This is a genomic window from Colwellia echini (assembly GCF_002843355.2).
In the GTDB taxonomy this organism is placed as follows: domain Bacteria; phylum Pseudomonadota; class Gammaproteobacteria; order Enterobacterales; family Alteromonadaceae; genus Colwellia; species Colwellia echini.
On the sequence record NZ_PJAI02000034.1, the window covers coordinates 1 to 18,487 of the forward strand.

An 18,487-nucleotide genomic window follows, 5' to 3' on the forward strand; every position below is an offset into this window, starting at 1 on the left:
ATACAATTATTATAACTACCCGTAGCACTGAATATGCATATAACTACAGTGTTGATTGGGGTGATGAGAGTGATATAGAAGAAAACCTTACCGCCGATGCATCGCACACCTATGACGATCCGGGTACATACACAGTAACCATTAGCGGTACTTTCCCGCAAACCTATTTTGAATATAATAACTCTGACAGCGCAAAATTAGTTGAGCTAAAGCAGTGGGGCGATATTGCTTGGCAGTCAATGTATTATGCCTTTTATCAAGCAGAAAATATGGTGAGTACTGCTAGTGACCGTCCTGATATTCGTTTGGTGACTGATATGGAAGGGGTTTTTGGTGATGCAGCATTGTTTAATCAAGACATCAGTGATTGGGATGTGAGCTCGGTTACCTCTATGAATGCAACTTTTTTGAATGCTAAAGCGTTTAATCAGCCCGTCGGTAAGTGGAATATGAGTAATGTAACTAATACCCGCTATATGTTCTCCGGAACTGATGTTTTTAATCAGCCACTGAATGACTGGGATATGAGCAAAGTTGAAAATATGGAATATATGTTTGCCCGCACAAAAGCCTTTAATCAGCCACTTGATAAATGGGATGTAAGCTCGGTAACCATCATTAGAGATCTGTTTATTCAAAGTGTGTTTAATCAGCCGATAGGGAATTGGGATCTCAGTAATGCTGAGGTTTTATATGCTATTTTTCAAGAGTCGGCTTTTGATCAAGATATTAGTGCTTGGCAAATAAGCCATGTTACAGACCTTCGTGAACTGTTTCGTGACTCCGCTCTGTCAATTACTCATTACGACGTCGTGTTAAATGCGTGGAGCCAACAAGACGTGGTTGATGGCGTTTTATTTGACGCAGACAACGTGCAATATTCATCGGCGGCGCAAGCGGCGCATAAAAAGTTAACTGACGACCACGGTTGGAAAATAACCGATGGCGGTTGTATCGACTGCGCACCTTAAATATTGCCAAGCAATAATTAAATCAAATAGTTAAAAAATTAAAGCGAATAAAATTAAAGCTGATACTCACTTAAACTCACTTAAATTACTAACCAAGCACACTAAAATTAAATGGATTACCAAGCGACTGCTCGGTAATCTATTTTTTTTGCTCGTTTAATACAGCTAATCATTAACTATTCTCGATAAAACCTTGCCGTATCGTTTATACCCAAGCCACTTTAAAATACTCGTTTCAGGATGCCTGAGTAAACCATAATCAAGGCGCATCTTTTTATTCAGTATTATTCCCTTAAAAATAGATGCAACGATGAGTATGATTTACTCAGACGTCCCCAAAGGGCTTGTTTAGAAACGTTTTATGCCGCGTTATTGATTTCGACAAGAAAACGCTATTCTCTTCAATCAATGCCTTGCTTAAAGACGTTTCTATTACAAGCTGAATCCTGTATTTTGAAGTGGCTTGGGTATAATATAGCGATAATCAGGCAATGATATTTTTTTCAATTTCTTAGCAATTCATTGCCTTCAAATTATAAATTAAGCAGTGAGTGTAACGTGCAACTATTAGAAATAGCGTGTTTAGGTAAAACATTACGGTTAGAAGCTTCAATGGCAGGTTGGCAGCAACTATTTTGGGGCGATCAATGTGTCTCGCAAATTGCTGCCCGTGCAGATAATGAGACATTCAGCCATCAATTTTCTTTGCAAAGTGAAACGGGTGAACTTGAAACTAAAGCGTTACAAGTTGAACTGAGTGGCTCATTAATATGGCAGCCATTTTCACTGCAATATAAATTATCAGTAAATGACGAGTTGCTAGAAGAAAACACCCTTACGGAAACAGATATTGAACAACGTAAAACATCACATGAAAAAGGTATAAAGCAACCATTTAAATTTAGTTTTATCGGCATGGCAGGGCTTGGTTTAAAACTACTGAAAAGTGCTAAAGTTATTAAAGTACTTTTTGCTGCGGGTAGCTTAGCTGCTTATAGCTGGTTGTTTTCACCGACCTTTGCTATCGCGTTAATACTTTGTTTAGTGTTTCATGAATATGGGCATATTAAAGCGATGAAGTATTTTGGTTTAAAAACCAAAGGTATTTACCTTATTCCTTTTGTGGGCGGCTTGGCGCTGAGTGACGATAAAATTAACACCCGTTGGCAAGATATTGTTATCTCAATTATGGGGCCATTTTTTGGCTTAATATTATCTATCGCTTGTTTAATTGGTTATTGGATTACTGATTTAGAAATACTGGCAGGTCTTGCGGTATTTAATGCACTACTTAATTTATTTAACATGTTACCTGTATTACCGCTTGATGGTGGGCATGTACTGAAAAGTATCGCTTTTTCAATTAACTCTAAAGTAGGCCTAATCGCTTGTGTATTGGGCGCAGCTTTGGGAGTTTATATTAGTTATCAATTTGGTTTAGCTTTGCTAGGATTTTTACTCGCTATTGGTAGTATCGAGATTTTCTTTGAATATAAACGCAGACATTTAAGTGATTTACTGCCGCTTAATCGCTATGCTCAAATTGTTTCAGTTATTTGGTATGTGATCACATTAGGTGGATTGTGCGCCATTATTTGGCTAGTAGGTCAAACAGACAATGGCGCGTTATCGTTACCTCTTAAAATATTAGGTAGTTAATTTAAGCGCATCAAAAAGGTATTTTATTTACAAAGTAATAAAGTAAGTTCAGTGTATAAAGTATTGAATGAGTCATATAATTAGTTATTGAGGCAACCTAAGGTTTGACCTAGGAACATATTGACCAAATTTAAATTTGAGGCTTAATTTCATTTGAGTTTAATTTAAGTTTGGTTTGAGGGGGGGCTGTATGACAAAAACATTATGTAAGTGGAAAAAGAAAGAAATTGAAAAGAATGTGCATGAGTTAGCGCATATTGTCGACAAACCACGCTTTGCTTGCAAAGATTGCGCGCGTGCCGCGCATAATAAAGGCTATTTATGCAAACCTATGAAGTTACCCTTGTCTCATTAGGCAATTGCATTAGCACGCTACGCAATAAAAAAGCCTCGCTAGAGTGAACTAACGAGGCTTTATAACCTATTTGAATCTGCTTTTATCTAAACTAAACAGTTTATTTTAAATATGCTCTTTTAAAAATTGAGATATTTCAGTCAAAACTTGTACACGTGTTTCGCTGAGGTTGAGGTAATGATCATCTTTATCAAGTGTAATTAAGATACTTTCTTTGTTTTTCTCTTGCAGCGCACCATGCATTTCGCTTGATTGTTTAAAAGGCACTGTACTATCATTTTCTGAATGAATTAATAACACCGGCGCAGTAAAGTTAGCTGTATGGTTAATTGGCGATATTTCTTCGAGTAGAATAGTTTTATCTTTATTATTGCCTGCAACTTTATCCCAATAGTTAAGTACCCAATTATCATCACCTAGTTTTTGTTTCTTTTTAGATACCATCATTTCAAGATCAGATACGCCATTAAAAGCCACAATACATTGATATAAGTCTGGGTTAAAAGCACCTGCGGCTAATGCGGCATATCCACCGTAGTTACCGCCAACAATACAAACGCGATCAGGATCTGCTACGCCTTTTCTAACCATTGCAGCTAATGCCTGGGTTAAATCAGATTGCATTTTTTTACCCAATTCACCGTAACCTGCATCTCGGTGTTTAGTACCAAAACCAGCTGAGCCTCTAAACTGCGGTTGAATAACTAAATAACCTTGCTCGGCAAAGTATTGCGCCATCCAATCAAAACCAATGCTGTCATACGATTCAGGTCCGTCGTGTGGCAACATAATTGTCGGTAATTTTGTTTTACCATTCCATGATTTTGGTTTAGTAATTAATGCAGGAATTTTCATACCATCTTGCGCAGTGTATTTTAAAACAGAAATAGGGTGTACTGAGGTATAAGGGATTGCTGGTCGTCCCGTACTTACTACATTCAGTTCATTTTTTTTATTAACAATAACGTATTCACCTGATGATTCTTGTCCTTCGATGAAAACTAAAATATTTTTCCAGTCTGCAGTCCAATCTTTTAAGTGTATTGCTGTATTAGCGAAGGATTTAGTTAGCTGCGTTACACGCTCAGTTATGCGTTCATCAAAAAACTTATAGCTAGGTAAAAAGCCTGAATATTTAACGCCATAAACAATTCGGTTAACGTCAACAATAACCGATTCTATCGAGGCATTATTGTTCGAGAATATAGGTTTATCAGAAATACTACCATCTATCAAACTCATGGTGTAATAGGTAAGGTTATTATCTTCTGTTGTTGGTAGTTCTTGTGTTGGTTGTGAACTGCTTCGATTTGGCATAATGGCACTACCATCTACCGGTATTGCCAAGTTAGCTTTATTTTTTTTGTCAATATAACGGCCTAAAACTAAATGTTTTTTGTCTGGTGTTATACCTTTAATACTAAAGGAAATTTCATTTGCTTCTTGATAAATATCAATCCAGCTGTCGTTAATATTACTTTGAATGGTGTAAATGTTTTTTTCATTATCGTATGAGGTTCGTGCTAATACATTATCATTACCGTCCATAAAATAATCACGTGTGTTTTCAGTACCTTTAATGAAAGATCTTGGTTTACGTGAACCAGTTAGTCGCGTTTTCATTAAATCTTTATCTACGCCTTCCCACTCGCCACTTAATACACCGCCAACATAAGCAGGCATATAAACAAAGTCGCCATCAGCCGATATACCTGAAATATCACCAAGTCCCCACTGATTATCATAAATACCTTCGCCTGGAATTAACAATCGATAAATCTTATTCGTTGATAAGTTAAAACCTAACGCATAAGTGGAATGTTGTGGTGATGATCCATAAAAACCGTGAGTTTGCTGATATTTACCAACAACAAGAATGACTTGCTTGTCTGAAACGAAGTAAGCCTTACTGGGTTTGCTGTCGCCAACATCAACACTGGCAACAACTTTATTTTCTTTTAAGGAGAACACCATATAAACGTCTTTGTCGGCAGAAGTTTTTCGAAAGCCGATAAATTTACCGCTTGGCGATATAGTCATAAGACTGGTATTGGGAGTGTTGCCGTAGGCCGCCAAGGGGATCTTAGCGTTAGCAGTATTAGTTAAACAAAAAAGTGAAAAAAGAGTTACGCAAAATAATTTTATTATTAGTTTCATGTTATTTATTACCTTACAAAAAGTGCATGGATATTGACACGAAATAGTAAAATGGCAAAACATTTAAATCATAAATTATTACTTTTTCGCTACTGTTTAAGCAGTAATCAGCAAAGTCTTTTTACAAGAGTTTTAATTTTGAGTAAAACCGTGGATAGGATCTATTCGATTTGACACCTCACAACATTCGAGCAATTGATAATTACTGAAGTGCTCTAGTGCTTGTTGCGGATTATTCGCAAAAATACCATCAACACCAATTTTTGCTAGCATTGCAATATCTTCAAATTCATCAACCGTATAAACAAACACTTTTAAACCGCGTTGGTGGGCGTCTTGCACAAAACGATCGTTGACAGAGTTAATGCTAATATGAACCGAAGTGGCATTGAGATGAGTAGCAAATTTAGCGTAGTCTAGCGGTAATGAGTCGGTTAACGCCCCAATGGCAAGCTCAGGACGTTGGCGAGATATTTCATAAAGTTGATGATGGTTAAATGAAGATAATAATAATTGTTGAATGCTAATTCCGTGCTCTGTTATTGCTTGGTCGATACAAGCTAATAACAAGGATATAGTGTTAACGCCTTTTATTTCTATATTTAATATACAGTTAGCAGGTAATATTGCGAAAACTTCATTTAAGGTTGGAATTTTTTGACCTTTGCCGGCATCAAGTTGACGTAATTTTTTAAAACTACATTGGCTAATTAAACCTTTACCCGAGGTGGTGCGCTGTAACCAACGATCATGGATAACTACTAACTGCCCTTCAACTTCAAAAATGTCAATTTCAATACCATCAACGACAATATCATTAAGGTTAAGATCAATAGCCGCTTGAATAGCTAATAAAGTATTTTCTGGTTCGGTGGCACTTAAACCACGGTGTGCAAAAATTTTCATAATAATATCTAGCGTTAGATTTTAAGGATAAAGACGTAAGGTTAGGCTTTGAGTATAATATTATTTAGCTAATAACGTGACAGTTATTAAGTGAATAGTGTGTGGCTGATAAAATTTTCTCATTGAATTAGTTAATCATTATTTAATGAAACTGGTATAATTTTAAAGATATAATAGTAGTGATACTAAATTGTTCTATAAAAATGAGTAATATTAAATTGACCACTTCAACTTTCCCAAAACGTTTAAATAAATTCATTAGTGATTCTGGCTATTGTTCGCGTCGTAGTGCCGATAAATTGATTGAAGATGGTCGTGTTACCATTAACGATGTTGTACCTGAACTTGGCACTAAAGTGTTAGAGGGCGATATAGTTAAGGTAGACGGTTTTGATGTTGCGCCAATTAAAGGTGACAAATCTGATCGTGTTTATATTGCTTATAACAAGCCTATCGGTATTACCTGTACAACTGAATCACATGTGCGCGGCAATATTATTGATGCTATAGGTCATAAAAAACGAATATTCCCTATTGGTCGTTTAGACAAAGATTCTGAAGGTTTAATATTATTAACCAGTGACGGCGATATTGTTAATAAAATTTTACGCGCTGAAAACGGACATGATAAAGAATATATTGTGACGGTTGATAAACCGATTAGTGAACGCTTTGTAGATAGAATGGCTCGTGGTGTACCTATTATTGGTACTATTACTAACCCGTGTATTGTTAAACCGGTAAGTCGCTTTGTGTTTACTATTATTCTTAATCAAGGCCTGAATCGTCAAATTCGCCGTATGTGTGAATACCTTGATTATGAAGTAGTAAAACTTAAACGCTCGCGCATTATGAAGATTGAACTTGATAATTTAGCTCCTGGGCAGTGGCGAGATCTAACCGAAAGTGAAATGGCAGAAATTAATAGCGCCGTGAAAAGCTCAAGTAAAACCGCGGTAAATACTGCTCAGCCGAAAAATGTTAGAAACATAAATGCCGGTACAAATCACGCTAGCGTAAAATTAAAAAGTGCGAGTAAAGAGCATAAGCCGAGAATTTATCAATATACGCCGCCAGCAAAAGATAGTGCGGAGCATGGCAGTGATGTTGAAAAGCCAAAGAATGACAATTGGCCTTATAACAGTGTGAAACCTAAAAAGTAATATAAAATAAATAATGCAAAAAGCCAGCTAGTTAAGCTGGCTTTTTAGTTTTTAGTTTTAATGGTTTTAAATGTATTTAACTCTCGCTTTTGCTTTTATTTTTACACCAGCTTTAACACCGGCTTTAACTAAGATTTTAACTACAGTTTTAACAAGGGCTTTAAAAATCTCGCGGTATGCGATGTAGGGTGTTTAGCAACTTGCTCTGGAGTACCAGTAACTAATATTTCACCCCCACCTGCACCGCCTTCAGGACCTAAATCTACAATCCAATCAGCGGTTTTTACCACGTCTAAGTTATGTTCAATAACGACAACCGTATTACCTTTATCACGCAAGCGATGAATCACTTGCAGTAATTGCTTAATATCATGAAAATGCAAACCAGTGGTTGGCTCATCTAAAATATATAAGGTTTTACCGGTATCACGCTTTGATAACTCTTTTGATAATTTCACGCGTTGCGCTTCACCACCTGACAGTGTTATAGCTGATTGTCCGAGCTTAATATAGCTAAGGCCAACATCAACTAAGGTTTCTAACTTACGTTTAATTGCTGGTATTGGTTTGAAAAACTCAAAAGCATCTTCAATGGTCATATCCAATACTTCATGGATATTTTTGCCCTTGTATAAAACTTCTAGAGTTTCACGGTTGTAACGCTTACTTTTACAAACATCACAAGGTACATACACATCAGGTAAAAAGTGCATTTCTACCTTGATCATGCCGTCACCTTGACAAGCTTCACAACGACCGCCTTTTACGTTAAAGCTAAAGCGACCTGATTTATAACCACGTGAACGTGATTCTTGTGTTGCCGCAAAAATATCGCGAATAGCAGTAAATATACCGGTGTAAGTTGCAGGGTTTGAACGTGGAGTTCTACCTATCGGGCTTTGATCAATTTCAATTACTTTATCAAGTAACTCTAACCCTTTGATTGATTTATACGGAGCTGGCTCTTGTGTGGTTGCGCCATTTAATTCTGTGTGTGCTAATTTGTATAAAGTATCGTTAATTAGCGTTGATTTACCTGAGCCTGAAACACCAGTAATACAAGTCATTAAACCATTAGGAATAACTAAATCGACATTTTTTAAATTGTTACCGCTAGCGCCTGTTAACTTAATAACATTTTTTTTGTCGATGGCATTACGTTTTTTAGGAATTTCTATTTTCTCTACGCCTGAAAGATACTTGCCTGTAAGTGAGTCTTTACACGCTAGAATATCATCAACAGTACCTTGGGCGATAATTTCACCGCCATGCACACCTGCGCCGGGACCAATATCAATTACAAAATCAGCAGCGCGAATTGCGTCTTCATCATGTTCAACCACAATCACAGTATTCCCTAAATCACGTAAGTGAATTAAGGTTTTTAATAAGCGTTCGTTATCACGTTGATGCAAACCAATAGATGGTTCATCAAGTACGTACATTACGCCCACTAAACCAGCGCCAATTTGGCTAGCTAAGCGGATACGCTGTGCTTCACCACCTGATAGGGTGTTAGCGCCACGTGATAAGTTAAGGTAATTAAGACCCACGTTAACCAAGAAACCTAAACGCTCGTTTACTTCTTTTAGAATTTTTTCGGCAACTTGTGCTCTTTGTCCTGTGAGTGTTAAACCTTCAAAAAAGTTTAATGCTTCACTAATTGAAAACTCAGCAACAACATTAAGTGGTGTGTTTTCGATAAACACATTACGCGCTTCTAAGCGTAAACGGCTACCATGACAATCAGGGCAGGGCTGTGAATTAAGGTACTTGCCTAATTCATCACGCACTGAGTTTGACTCAGTTTCTTTATACCTACGTTGCATGTTGTTGATGATGCCTTCAAAAGGGTGTTTACGCACAACAACATCACCACGGTCGTTCATGTATTTAAATTCAATTTCTTGCTCGCCACTACCATAAAGTACTGCTTTTTGTGCTTTGGCGGATAAATCGTTAAACGGCTTATCTACATCAAACTTGTAAAAATCAGCAAGGGCTTGCAGCATTTGAAAGTAGTAAAAATTACGTTTATCCCAGCCACGCACTGCACCACCGGCAAGGCTTAACTCACCGTTGGCAATAACACGTGTACTATCAAAATATTGCTCTACACCTAAACCATCACAGGTTTGACAAGCACCTGCAGGGTTATTAAAAGAAAATAATCGCGGCTCTAATTCTTGCATGCTGTAACCACAATGCGGACAGGCAAAGTTAGCCGAGAAAATTAACTCTTCTCGGTCTGGCTCATCCATAAAGGCGACTTTAGCCGTGCCGTTGGTTAAACCTAGCGTTGTTTCAAACGACTCTGATAAGCGTAATTGAAGATCCTCACGTACTTTAATACGGTCAACTACTACTTCAATAGTATGTTTTTTCTGTAACTCTAATGTTGGTGGATCAGATAAGTCGCACACTTCACCGTCAATTCTAGCGCGAATAAAACCTTGCGCGGCTAAATTATCAAGTAACTTAACATGCTCGCCTTTACGGTCTTGCACAATAGGTGCAAGTAACATTACTTTAGTGCCTTCTTCTAACTCTAAAACTTTATCAACCATTTGCGATATAGTTTGTGCGGCAAGCGCTTGGCCATGTTCAGGACAACGCGGCTCGCCAACTCTGGCATAAAGTAAACGCAGGTAATCGTAAATTTCAGTAATTGTACCTACGGTTGAACGCGGGTTATGAGATGTTGATTTTTGTTCGATTGAAATAGCTGGCGATAAGCCTTCAATGTGATCAACATCAGGTTTTTCCATCAAAGATAAAAATTGACGTGCATAAGCAGAAAGTGACTCAACGTAACGGCGTTGGCCTTCAGCGTAAAGAGTATCAAAGGCGAGAGAGGATTTTCCTGAGCCAGAAAGACCGGTAATAACAACCAGTTTATCTCGGGGAATAGTTAAGCTTATGTCTTTGAGGTTGTGCGTTCGAGCGCCTCTAACTTCAATACTTTTCATGCGTTTGTTAACTCAATAGCGATAAAATAGAATCGGTTATTATGGCATAGAAACATGGCATAAAAAATACTGTATAAACGGTACATAATCTGTTGTTTTCATGTTTGGATTTTGTTGCTTCACGTTGCGTGTTAAACTACGCGTAATTTTTCCTCCTCGTTCGTTTTATTTAAGGTTTTAGCAAGGTTATGAGTGTTTCAGGTTTAAACCGTATTGAGAAAAAAGCCGCCTTCTCCCTAGCCAGTGTATTTGGCATTCGCATGTTAGGCTTGTTCATGATCCTTCCTGTGTTCGCAATTTATGGCGAGCAACTGACAGGATATAGCCCAATATGGTTAGGCTTAGCGATTGGCGCTTATGGTTTAACGCAAGCTTTACTGCAAATACCTATGGGGATTCTGTCTGATAAATTTGGCCGAAAGCCCGTTATTTTAGCTGGCTTAGTGGTGTTTCTAATTGGTAGCATTATTGCTGCAATGTCTGACTCTATTTATGGCGTGGTATTAGGTAGAGCGATTCAAGGCATGGGCGCAATTGCTAGTGCGATACTTGCCTTAGCGGCTGATTTAAGCCGAGAAGAACAACGACCTAAAGTAATGGCAACTATTGGCATGTTTATTGGCTTGTCATTCACTTTTGCGATGATTTTAGGGCCAATAGTTGCCGATAATTTTGGGTTAAGTGGTTTGTTTTGGTTTACTGGTGTATTAACCATTGTCGCCATGTTTATGATTCAATTTATGGTGCCAAACTCAGTTAATAAAGCACCACGTGGTGATAGCGTTGCTTTGCCTAAACAAATTAGTCGTTTGATTCGCGACCCACAATTATCACGTTTAAACTGGGGCATTTTTATTTTACATATGGCACTTACTGCCTGCTTTGTAACACTTCCTAAACAGTTTGTGGCTAGCGGTTTAGCGTTAGATCATCATTGGCAATTATACTTACCAACTTTACTTGGCTCTTTCTTTTTGATGGTGCCTTTTATGATATATGCGATGAAAAAACAAAAAGAAAAACCGATGTTTAGCGCCGCTATTGCTTTATTAGCTATTGCTTTATTTTCTCTTTGGTTGTTACCCCTTGGCTTGTGGAGTTTGGTATTATCAGTGGTACTTTTCTTTACCGCATTTAACTATTTAGAAGCAACCATGCCATCTATTTTATCGCGCATCGCACCTGCTGGTGTGAAAGGCAGCGCAATGGGAATTTATTCAAGTAGTCAGTTTTTAGGTGCTTTTGTTGGCGGTATGCTTGGTGGTTATATTGCTAGCGAGTTCGGCGAGCATACTATCTTCCTCGTGATGGCTATCGTGACAGTGCTGTGGTTGTTATTAAGCTTTGGTATGAAACCATTAAAAAAATCTAAAAACTTTAGTTACGCCACTAAAATTGATAATGAGCAGCAGGCTGACATTATTGCAGAGCAACTGATTAATATGCCTGGCGTAATTGAAGCAACGATAGTACACACCGAAGCCGTTGCCTATTTGAAAGTAGATGAAAAAATTGTAGATCTTGTGGCTATTAAAGCATTATTGAAAAGCTAGCAGTTACAAGCTTTGTTACATAAATTGAGCGTGAACCTAGTCGGGCATATTGTTGAAAGCGAAATAGGCTGCTAAGTTAATATTCATACTTTTTGTTATTAAACCTCAACTATTAAGCGAGTAACTATTATGTCTGATCATCACTGTTATAAAAAAATTGAAATTGTAGGTTCATCTCCAACGAGCATCGAAAATGCAATCGAGAATGCATTGGCAGAGTGTAGTAAAACCGTCAAAAATATGGATTGGTTTGAAGTGGTTGATACCCGCGGTCATATTGTTAATGGCGTGGTTGGTCATTATCAAGTCACGTTGAAAATAGGTTTTAGCATAGAAGCAAGTTAGTTTTTTATATTTACTTGTTTAAAACGTTACCTGTATAAAACCTTATCTGTATAAAAGGTTAACTGGCTAAATAGACCTAGTATTCTCAATGCTCTACTAGGTTTTATGTATCTTTATCTTTCTCATTTAAGCTTAACTCAGGTTAACCTATTTCAGCGCAGCAATATAATCTTCTAATTTATTTGCTCCAAGCATCACTTCAATATCATCATCTGGTTGTTTACCAATTATTGCCATACCCATTGGCGATTTTGGCGTTATTACCGTGATTTTTTGTTGTGCTAATTCACACCGAAACCCACCTGCAGCAGGAGCCATAAAAAACCAATGGTTGGCTTTCTCATCCGCAGCTAACTGAACAAGTGAGCCTAATGCACATACTGCTCTTAGCTCAGTAGAACTATGCTTATCTATATAAGTCAATGCTTTCGAAGCTAGAAATTCATCGAGCTTTTTAAACGCATCAATAGAGTTTTGAAACTCAGTTACTCTTCTTGATTGCCCTTCAGCTAAATAACTGGCTTCTATCGCTAAGGTATCATATTGCGTTTCAGCAACACTTTGATCGTCAACTGCCGCCGCGTGAGCTTCATTTGCTGCATTAATGGCTTGTTGTAATTCTTTCTCAAGCGCTATGAGTATAAGTTGGATTAATTGTTTTTTGTTAGGTGTAGATGCAACGCTTAAAGTCATAAAGTTAATCTTGGTCATTAAATTTAATACCAATCCAACTAACTAAGTGATCTTTTAAAATGGCTTAAATATCCAATAACATCGTTGCTTTCAATCCCAATAGCCAGCTATTGCTCAATCAAGCGCCTTGCTCTTGAATATTTATCCTCATTAAAAATGGATCACTTAATTAATCCGATTGGTATAATTACGCAGTACGGTAATGCTGCTGCTAATATTACTGGTAATGTTTTTATTAACGTTAACAGTAAAAGTAAAAGATGATTTTATCATAACTTGTATTTTTGTTTAAATGACAGTAGATTAATAAATCAATACAAACTGGTACGACCAATGACGGAGTCTGATTTTGACTACAGCAGCTTACCCACATTTATTAGCACCGCTAGATCTTGGTTTTACCAAACTAGCTAACCGAGTTCTTATGGGCTCTATGCATACCGGCTTAGAAGAAGAGCGTGGTGGCTTTGCTAAACTTGCCGCATTCTATCAAGCTCGCGCTAAAGGTGGTGTTGGGTTAATTGTAACAGGTGGCGTTAGCCCTAATTTACGTGGTCGTATCGCTCCTTTTGGTAGTGAATTAAGTCATTTTTGGCAAGTTAATAAGCATAAACAAATCACCAAAGCCGTACATCAATATCCTACAAAAATATGTTTACAGTTATTGCATACAGGGCGATATGCTTATCATCCTTTTGCTGTTGCGCCGAGTAAAATAAGATCACCTATTTCCCCTTTTACGCCCTCTGCTATGTCGGTTAGACAAATTAAATCAACTATTAAAGATTATGCTTACGCAGCAAAATTAGCGGCGAAGGCTGGTTATGATGGCGTTGAAATAATGGGTTCTGAAGGGTATTTAATTAATCAATTTGCCTGCATCAGAACCAATAAACGCGCTGATGAATGGGGTGGTAGTATAGACAATAGAATGCGACTTGCTATTGATACCATTAAAGCGGTTCGCGCTAAAGTAGGCGAGCAGTTTATTATTATTTTTCGTTTATCAATGATCGATTTAGTTGAAGGCGGTAATAGCTGGCAAGAGGTGGTTACTATGGCAAAAGCAGTTGAGAAAGCTGGCGCAACCTTAATTAATACCGGTATAGGTTGGCATGAAGCAAGAGTTCCAACAATAGTCACCTCAGTGCCTAGAGCTGCATTTACTTGGGTAACTGAGCGAATGAAGCAGGAAGTGACAATTCCGTTAATTACTACAAACCGCATAAATACCCCTGGGGTTGCAGAAAATATTTTGGCAACAGGGCAGGCTGATATGGTGTCAATGGCGAGACCTTTCTTGGCAGACCCCGACTTTGTGAATAAAGCGGCGAATGATAAAGCTGATGAAATTAATACCTGTATTGGCTGTAACCAAGCCTGTTTAGATCATGTTTTTGAGCAAAAACGCGCTTCCTGTTTAGTTAATCCAATGGCTTGTTATGAAACCGAGCTTGTACTTGAGAAAGCTAATAAGAGTAAAAAACTGGCTGTAATTGGTGCAGGCCCTGCAGGTTTAGCATTCAGCGTGTATGCCGCGCAGCGCGGTCATCAAGTGGAGTTGTTTGATAAAGGCAGTGAAATTGGTGGGCAGTTCAACGTTGCCAAACAAATTCCCGGTAAAGAAGAGTTTTTTGAAACCTTACGATATTTTAATAAGCAGCTTAGTTTGCATGGTATTAAAGTACACCTTAACAGCGATTTAGCCATTGATAATTGTGCGGAGGAGTTATTACTATCAGGTTTTGATGAAGTCATTCTTGCAACAGGTATTAAGCCAAGAAAATTAACAATTGATGGATTAGATGATGGCATAGCAAATGGTAAAGTACTTTCATACCTACAAGTGTTGCGCGATAAAATTGAGGTAGGTAAAAATGTAGCTATAATCGGCGCAGGTGGTATTGGTTTTGATGTTGCTGTTTATTTATCTGAAAGTTTACCTGCAGACTCAGCAGAAAAGCCTTTATCGCATGATCTCGATGCATGGCTTAAAAATTGGGGAGTTGATAAAAACTATCAACAAAGTGGCGCGTTACTGAATAAAGCTGATATTACCAAACATACCCCAACAAGAAATATTACTTTGCTTCAACGTAAACCTAGTAAAGTTGGTAAAGGTTTAGGTAAAACATCTGGTTGGGTACACCGAGCTAACTTAGCTAAGCATGCGGTTACAATGGTTGCAGGCGCTACCTATAAAGCGATTACCGACCAAGGCTTATTGATTGAGGTTGATGGAAATGAGCAATTAATTGAAGTAGACAATATTATTATTTGTGCAGGACAAGAGCCAAATCGAGACTTGCAGCAAGTATTACTAGCAGGTGGTTTACCAGTTCACCTTATTGGTGGTGCTAATGTTGCCGCAGAGCTTGATGCTAAAAGAGCAATACGCCAAGCGGCTGAATTAGCCGTTAAAATTTAATAATCTTTGTGTAGCATTTACTTTATCTTATCCCGATAAATTGATTAATAATTATGAAAGTATTTAGCGGTAAATAGCCGTTATTTGTGTAGATTAGCGCGGATAATAAGTGAAAAAACCTATATTTCTGCTGTTAACTATTGATATACTGTCCCGAATTGATTTTTTCAGATAGAACACAGTGCAAGAAATAATTATTGATGGTAGTGATGTAGAGTTTTTTACCACGCCTAAAGCATACAAACAGCAGTTATTATTATTGATTGAATCAGCGCGTCAGCGTATTTTTATTACTGCTTTGTACCTACAAGATGATGATGCAGGTAGAGAAATTCTTCACGCGTTGTATCAAGCTAAAGCTAATTTTCCCAAACTTGAGATTAACATTTTTGTTGATGCTAATCGTGCTCAACGTGGCTTAATTGGTGAAAAGGCAAGCTTAGGCAATCGTGCTTTGTACATGCAATTAGCACAAGATTACCCGCAAACAATTAATATTTACGGTGTTGCGGTAAAGCGCAAAGAAGTGTTTGGTGTTTTACATCTAAAAGGAATGGTTTTTGATGACACTCTTTTTTATACTGGCGCTAGTATCAATGATATTTATCTACATCAAGGTGAGCGATATCGCTTAGATCGTTATTGCACTATTAACAGTAAATCATTAACCGATAGTTTTTGTCATTATCTAGTTGAAACCTTTATCGACTCAGAGCTTGCCCCCTTACTTAATCAAGACTTTAAACCTGATGCGCAGCAACAAAAGAAAAATTTAATTGCGTTAAAACTACAATTAAAAAAATCTCATTATGTCGTCCCCCCGCAAGCAAGTTTGAATCAATCTAAATCGTTAGAGAATAAAGTCTTTATCACCCCGTTAGTAGGTTTTGGTCGCCGTAAGAATGAACTAAACCAAGCAACTCGTGACTTAATCCAAAAAGCCAATAAAAACATTATTATTTTTACCCCGTACTTTAACTTGCCTCACTCACTTGCTAGAGATGTGGTTAAAGCTTTAAAACGCGGGGTTAAAACTACTATCATAGTGGGCGATAAAACCGCCAATGATTTTTTTATTGCCAAAGAAGAAAATTTTAGCACTATAGGTATTGTCCCTTATGTATATGAAATGCTGTTGCAGCGTTTTGTAAAGCGCTATCAGAACTTTATTGATAAAGGTTTACTCAATGTTCACTTGTGGAAAGATAATGATAATAGCTTTCACCTTAAAGGTGTACGTGTTGATGACAGATATCATTTAATTACTGGCAGTAATTTAAACCCACGTGCTTGGGCGCTTGATTTAGAAAATGGCTTATTAATTGACGATGTTGGAAAATCACTGCTGCAATCAACGAATAATGAATTAGTTGGTATTTTAGCAAATACTACTAAAGTGACTAATTATTTAGAAATAGAATCGGTAGCCGATTACCCCGAAAAACCACAAAAGCTGTTGAAAAAGATTCGTGCAGTGCAAATTGACCGAGTGTTGAAACGCTTTTTATAAACAGCCCAAAAGGCGAATTTAAAAGGCTTATAGCCAGCGTTATTGATTTAGATAAGGGCGTTAGATGGATGTAGCTTATAAAGAAAATGCAGGAGTTGCTTTCTTGAAGAACCATATCTTCAATCAATGCCTTGCCTCCAAGCCTTTTAATTCTAGCTGCTGAGTGGGAAGAAACTTATTTGATTTGGTATAAAGTAAATAAATCGAATTTTAACAAAAAATCACTCGAATTTGATCGCCGCGCACTATAGAATTACTCCCTTAAAATAAATTCCCAAGACACGTTCTTTCAACTTAATAAATCGTTGAATAAATATAAATAACGTAGGTCTTAATAGCGCAAATAATAGGATATTTTCATGGCGGGTGTAAATAAAGTAATAATCGTAGGTAACTTAGGTAAAGATCCTGAGGTACGTTTTATGCCAAATGGCGGCGCAGTAGCAAACATTACTGTGGCAACATCAGACTCGTGGAAAGACAAGCAAACAGGTGAGCAAAAAGAAAAAACCGAATGGCATCGTGTGGTTATGTTCGGTAAGCTTGCCGAAATTGCTGGTGAATACTTAAGAAAAGGTTCAAAAGTATACCTTGAAGGAGCTTTACAAACACGTAAATGGACTAATCAACAAGGCCAAGATCAATATACGACGGAAATTGTGTTACAAGGCTATAACGGTATAATGCAAATGTTAGACGGTAAGTCATCATCACAGGGTGATTATGCACAACAGCAAGCACCTCAACAAGGTGGTTACAGCCAACAACATGCACCGCAACAACCTGCTCCACAGCAACAAGGTGGTTTTGCTCCGCGTCAACCTGCACCACAACAACCTGTGCCACAGCAGCAAGGTGGTTATGCTCCTCGTCAACCAGCAGCACAACCTCCTGGTGGCTTTGCACAACGTCAACCTGCACCACAAGCACAGCCAGAAAGCAGATATGAAAGACAACCAGCGGCACCTAAAGTGAATCCGCAAGAGCCATCAATTGATTTTGATGACGATATACCGTTTTAGCACATAGTTAAATGTAAAGTATTAAGTTAAAAAACACATTTATAAAATTTAATAAAAAAGGAGCTTTGGCTCCTTTTTTGTTGGCTGTTATTGGTAGTAAAACGATAACGGATAATTAGGGTTGTTGTAGTATTTTTCCTTCCTGAACTCAGGTTATTTAATAATTAAAATAAGAAGTATTAAAATAAAGGCTTTTAGTTAAGGGAGGTGATTAAGGGCAGTTAATTGTAGGACTGAAGTTAATAACGCCTGTCGAATTTACTGTTGCCACTTTATTATTTTTTGTCAAAATAGCCAATCTATGACCAGCAATAGCTCGAATTGAAGTCAGCATGTAACCGAACTCACCGAGACTACAGACAGAAAACTGTTGATTGAGATTAAGTTGATCCCATAAATTGTCGTTATTACTGTTGTGACTATTGAGGTTATCTTTAGCTTGTATAAAGTGACTATCTGAAATTTGATGATTGTTTTCTGGAGAATTGAACATAAGTTGTCTCACTTAAATAAGTTAGTGAGTTCATCTTATCTAAAGTGCACTAAAATTCTGTTAGCAAGTGTCAAGTTAGTGTTATTTTTTGTACCAGCTCATTTTTTGTTAAATATAAATTTTTGATCGGTTTAACATAAACAATATAAATAACCTGAACTCGGGATAATGAATATGTATAACTTAATAATATCAATTAGTTATTGTTATACCAATTTGATTAAGTTTCTTCTCAACTCAGAGCTATATTCGATACTCATTAA

14 protein-coding genes are annotated in these 18,487 nt (G+C 37.4%); 9 read left to right on the plus strand and 5 right to left on the minus strand.

Translation table 11 applies throughout. The features are described from left to right. The 3 genes from CWS31_RS16590 to CWS31_RS17635 all read left to right on the plus strand — a co-directional run. Positions 1-971 (plus strand): BspA family leucine-rich repeat surface protein (locus CWS31_RS16590; RefSeq protein ID WP_148747782.1); only part of this gene is annotated, 971 nt, incomplete at its 5' end. A 558-nt stretch (positions 972-1,529) separates the two neighbouring features. Beyond that, positions 1,530-2,630, plus strand: coding sequence for a metalloprotease (locus CWS31_RS16600; protein ID WP_101342974.1), 1,101 nt, complete (start codon positions 1,530-1,532; stop codon positions 2,628-2,630). Between the two features lie 190 nt (positions 2,631-2,820). Continuing rightward, entirely contained in the window at positions 2,821-2,985 is a 165-nt protein-coding gene (locus tag CWS31_RS17635) for a hypothetical protein (RefSeq protein ID WP_170252918.1), read from the plus strand. 105 nt (positions 2,986-3,090) lie between these two features. On the opposite strand, the gene CWS31_RS16605 is transcribed toward CWS31_RS17635, so the two are convergent. Continuing rightward, positions 3,091-5,142 carry an alpha/beta hydrolase family protein gene (locus CWS31_RS16605; protein ID WP_170252919.1) on the minus strand — a complete coding sequence of 684 codons (2,052 nt, stop codon included), beginning with the start codon at positions 5,140-5,142 and terminating at the stop codon, positions 3,091-3,093. A gap of 132 nt (positions 5,143-5,274) precedes the next feature. Further along, positions 5,275-6,048: a glycerophosphodiester phosphodiesterase gene (locus CWS31_RS16610; RefSeq protein ID WP_101342780.1), complete on the minus strand. Its 774-nt coding sequence runs from the start codon at positions 6,046-6,048 to the stop codon at positions 5,275-5,277. Positions 6,049-6,251: 203 nt separating this feature from the next. Between CWS31_RS16610 and rluF the strand changes: the two genes are divergently transcribed. Then, positions 6,252-7,211, plus strand: coding sequence for a 23S rRNA pseudouridine(2604) synthase RluF (rluF, locus tag CWS31_RS16615; protein ID WP_101342781.1), 960 nt, complete (start codon positions 6,252-6,254; stop codon positions 7,209-7,211). A gap of 140 nt (positions 7,212-7,351) precedes the next feature. Here rluF and uvrA read toward each other — a convergent pair whose 3' ends face one another. Next, positions 7,352-10,180, minus strand: coding sequence for an excinuclease ABC subunit UvrA (gene uvrA, locus CWS31_RS16620; RefSeq protein WP_101342782.1), 2,829 nt, complete (start codon positions 10,178-10,180; stop codon positions 7,352-7,354). A gap of 188 nt (positions 10,181-10,368) precedes the next feature. On the opposite strand from uvrA, the gene CWS31_RS16625 reads away from it, so the two are divergent. Both CWS31_RS16625 and CWS31_RS16630 read left to right on the plus strand, forming a co-directional pair. Next, entirely contained in the window at positions 10,369-11,733 is a 1,365-nt protein-coding gene (locus CWS31_RS16625) for an MFS transporter (RefSeq protein ID WP_101342783.1), read from the plus strand. A 129-nt stretch (positions 11,734-11,862) separates the two neighbouring features. Further along, positions 11,863-12,078: a dodecin gene (locus CWS31_RS16630; protein ID WP_101342784.1), complete on the plus strand. Its 216-nt coding sequence runs from the start codon at positions 11,863-11,865 to the stop codon at positions 12,076-12,078. Positions 12,079-12,225: 147 nt separating this feature from the next. Here the strand turns inward: CWS31_RS16630 and CWS31_RS16635 are convergent, their stop codons facing one another. Then, positions 12,226-12,771 carry a hypothetical protein gene (locus tag CWS31_RS16635; RefSeq protein ID WP_101342785.1) on the minus strand — a complete coding sequence of 182 codons (546 nt, stop codon included), beginning with the start codon at positions 12,769-12,771 and terminating at the stop codon, positions 12,226-12,228. 349 nt (positions 12,772-13,120) lie between these two features. On the opposite strand from CWS31_RS16635, the gene CWS31_RS16645 reads away from it, so the two are divergent. The 3 genes from CWS31_RS16645 (at position 13,121) to ssb (ending at position 17,731) form a co-directional block, all read left to right on the plus strand. Next, a complete protein-coding gene (locus CWS31_RS16645; RefSeq protein ID WP_101342787.1) occupies positions 13,121-15,199 on the plus strand; it encodes an oxidoreductase in 2,079 nt (692 codons plus the stop codon). Positions 15,200-15,380: 181 nt separating this feature from the next. Next, on the plus strand, positions 15,381-16,709 hold the full coding sequence (pssA, locus tag CWS31_RS16650; protein WP_101342788.1) for a CDP-diacylglycerol--serine O-phosphatidyltransferase: 1,329 nt from the start codon (positions 15,381-15,383) through the stop codon (positions 16,707-16,709). A 359-nt stretch (positions 16,710-17,068) separates the two neighbouring features. Then, on the plus strand, positions 17,069-17,731 hold the full coding sequence (ssb, locus tag CWS31_RS16655; protein WP_281286845.1) for a single-stranded DNA-binding protein: 663 nt from the start codon (positions 17,069-17,071) through the stop codon (positions 17,729-17,731). A gap of 211 nt (positions 17,732-17,942) precedes the next feature. Here ssb and CWS31_RS16660 read toward each other — a convergent pair whose 3' ends face one another. Further along, positions 17,943-18,224: a hypothetical protein gene (locus tag CWS31_RS16660; protein WP_101342790.1), complete on the minus strand. Its 282-nt coding sequence runs from the start codon at positions 18,222-18,224 to the stop codon at positions 17,943-17,945. Positions 18,225-18,487: the final 263 nt, after the last annotated feature.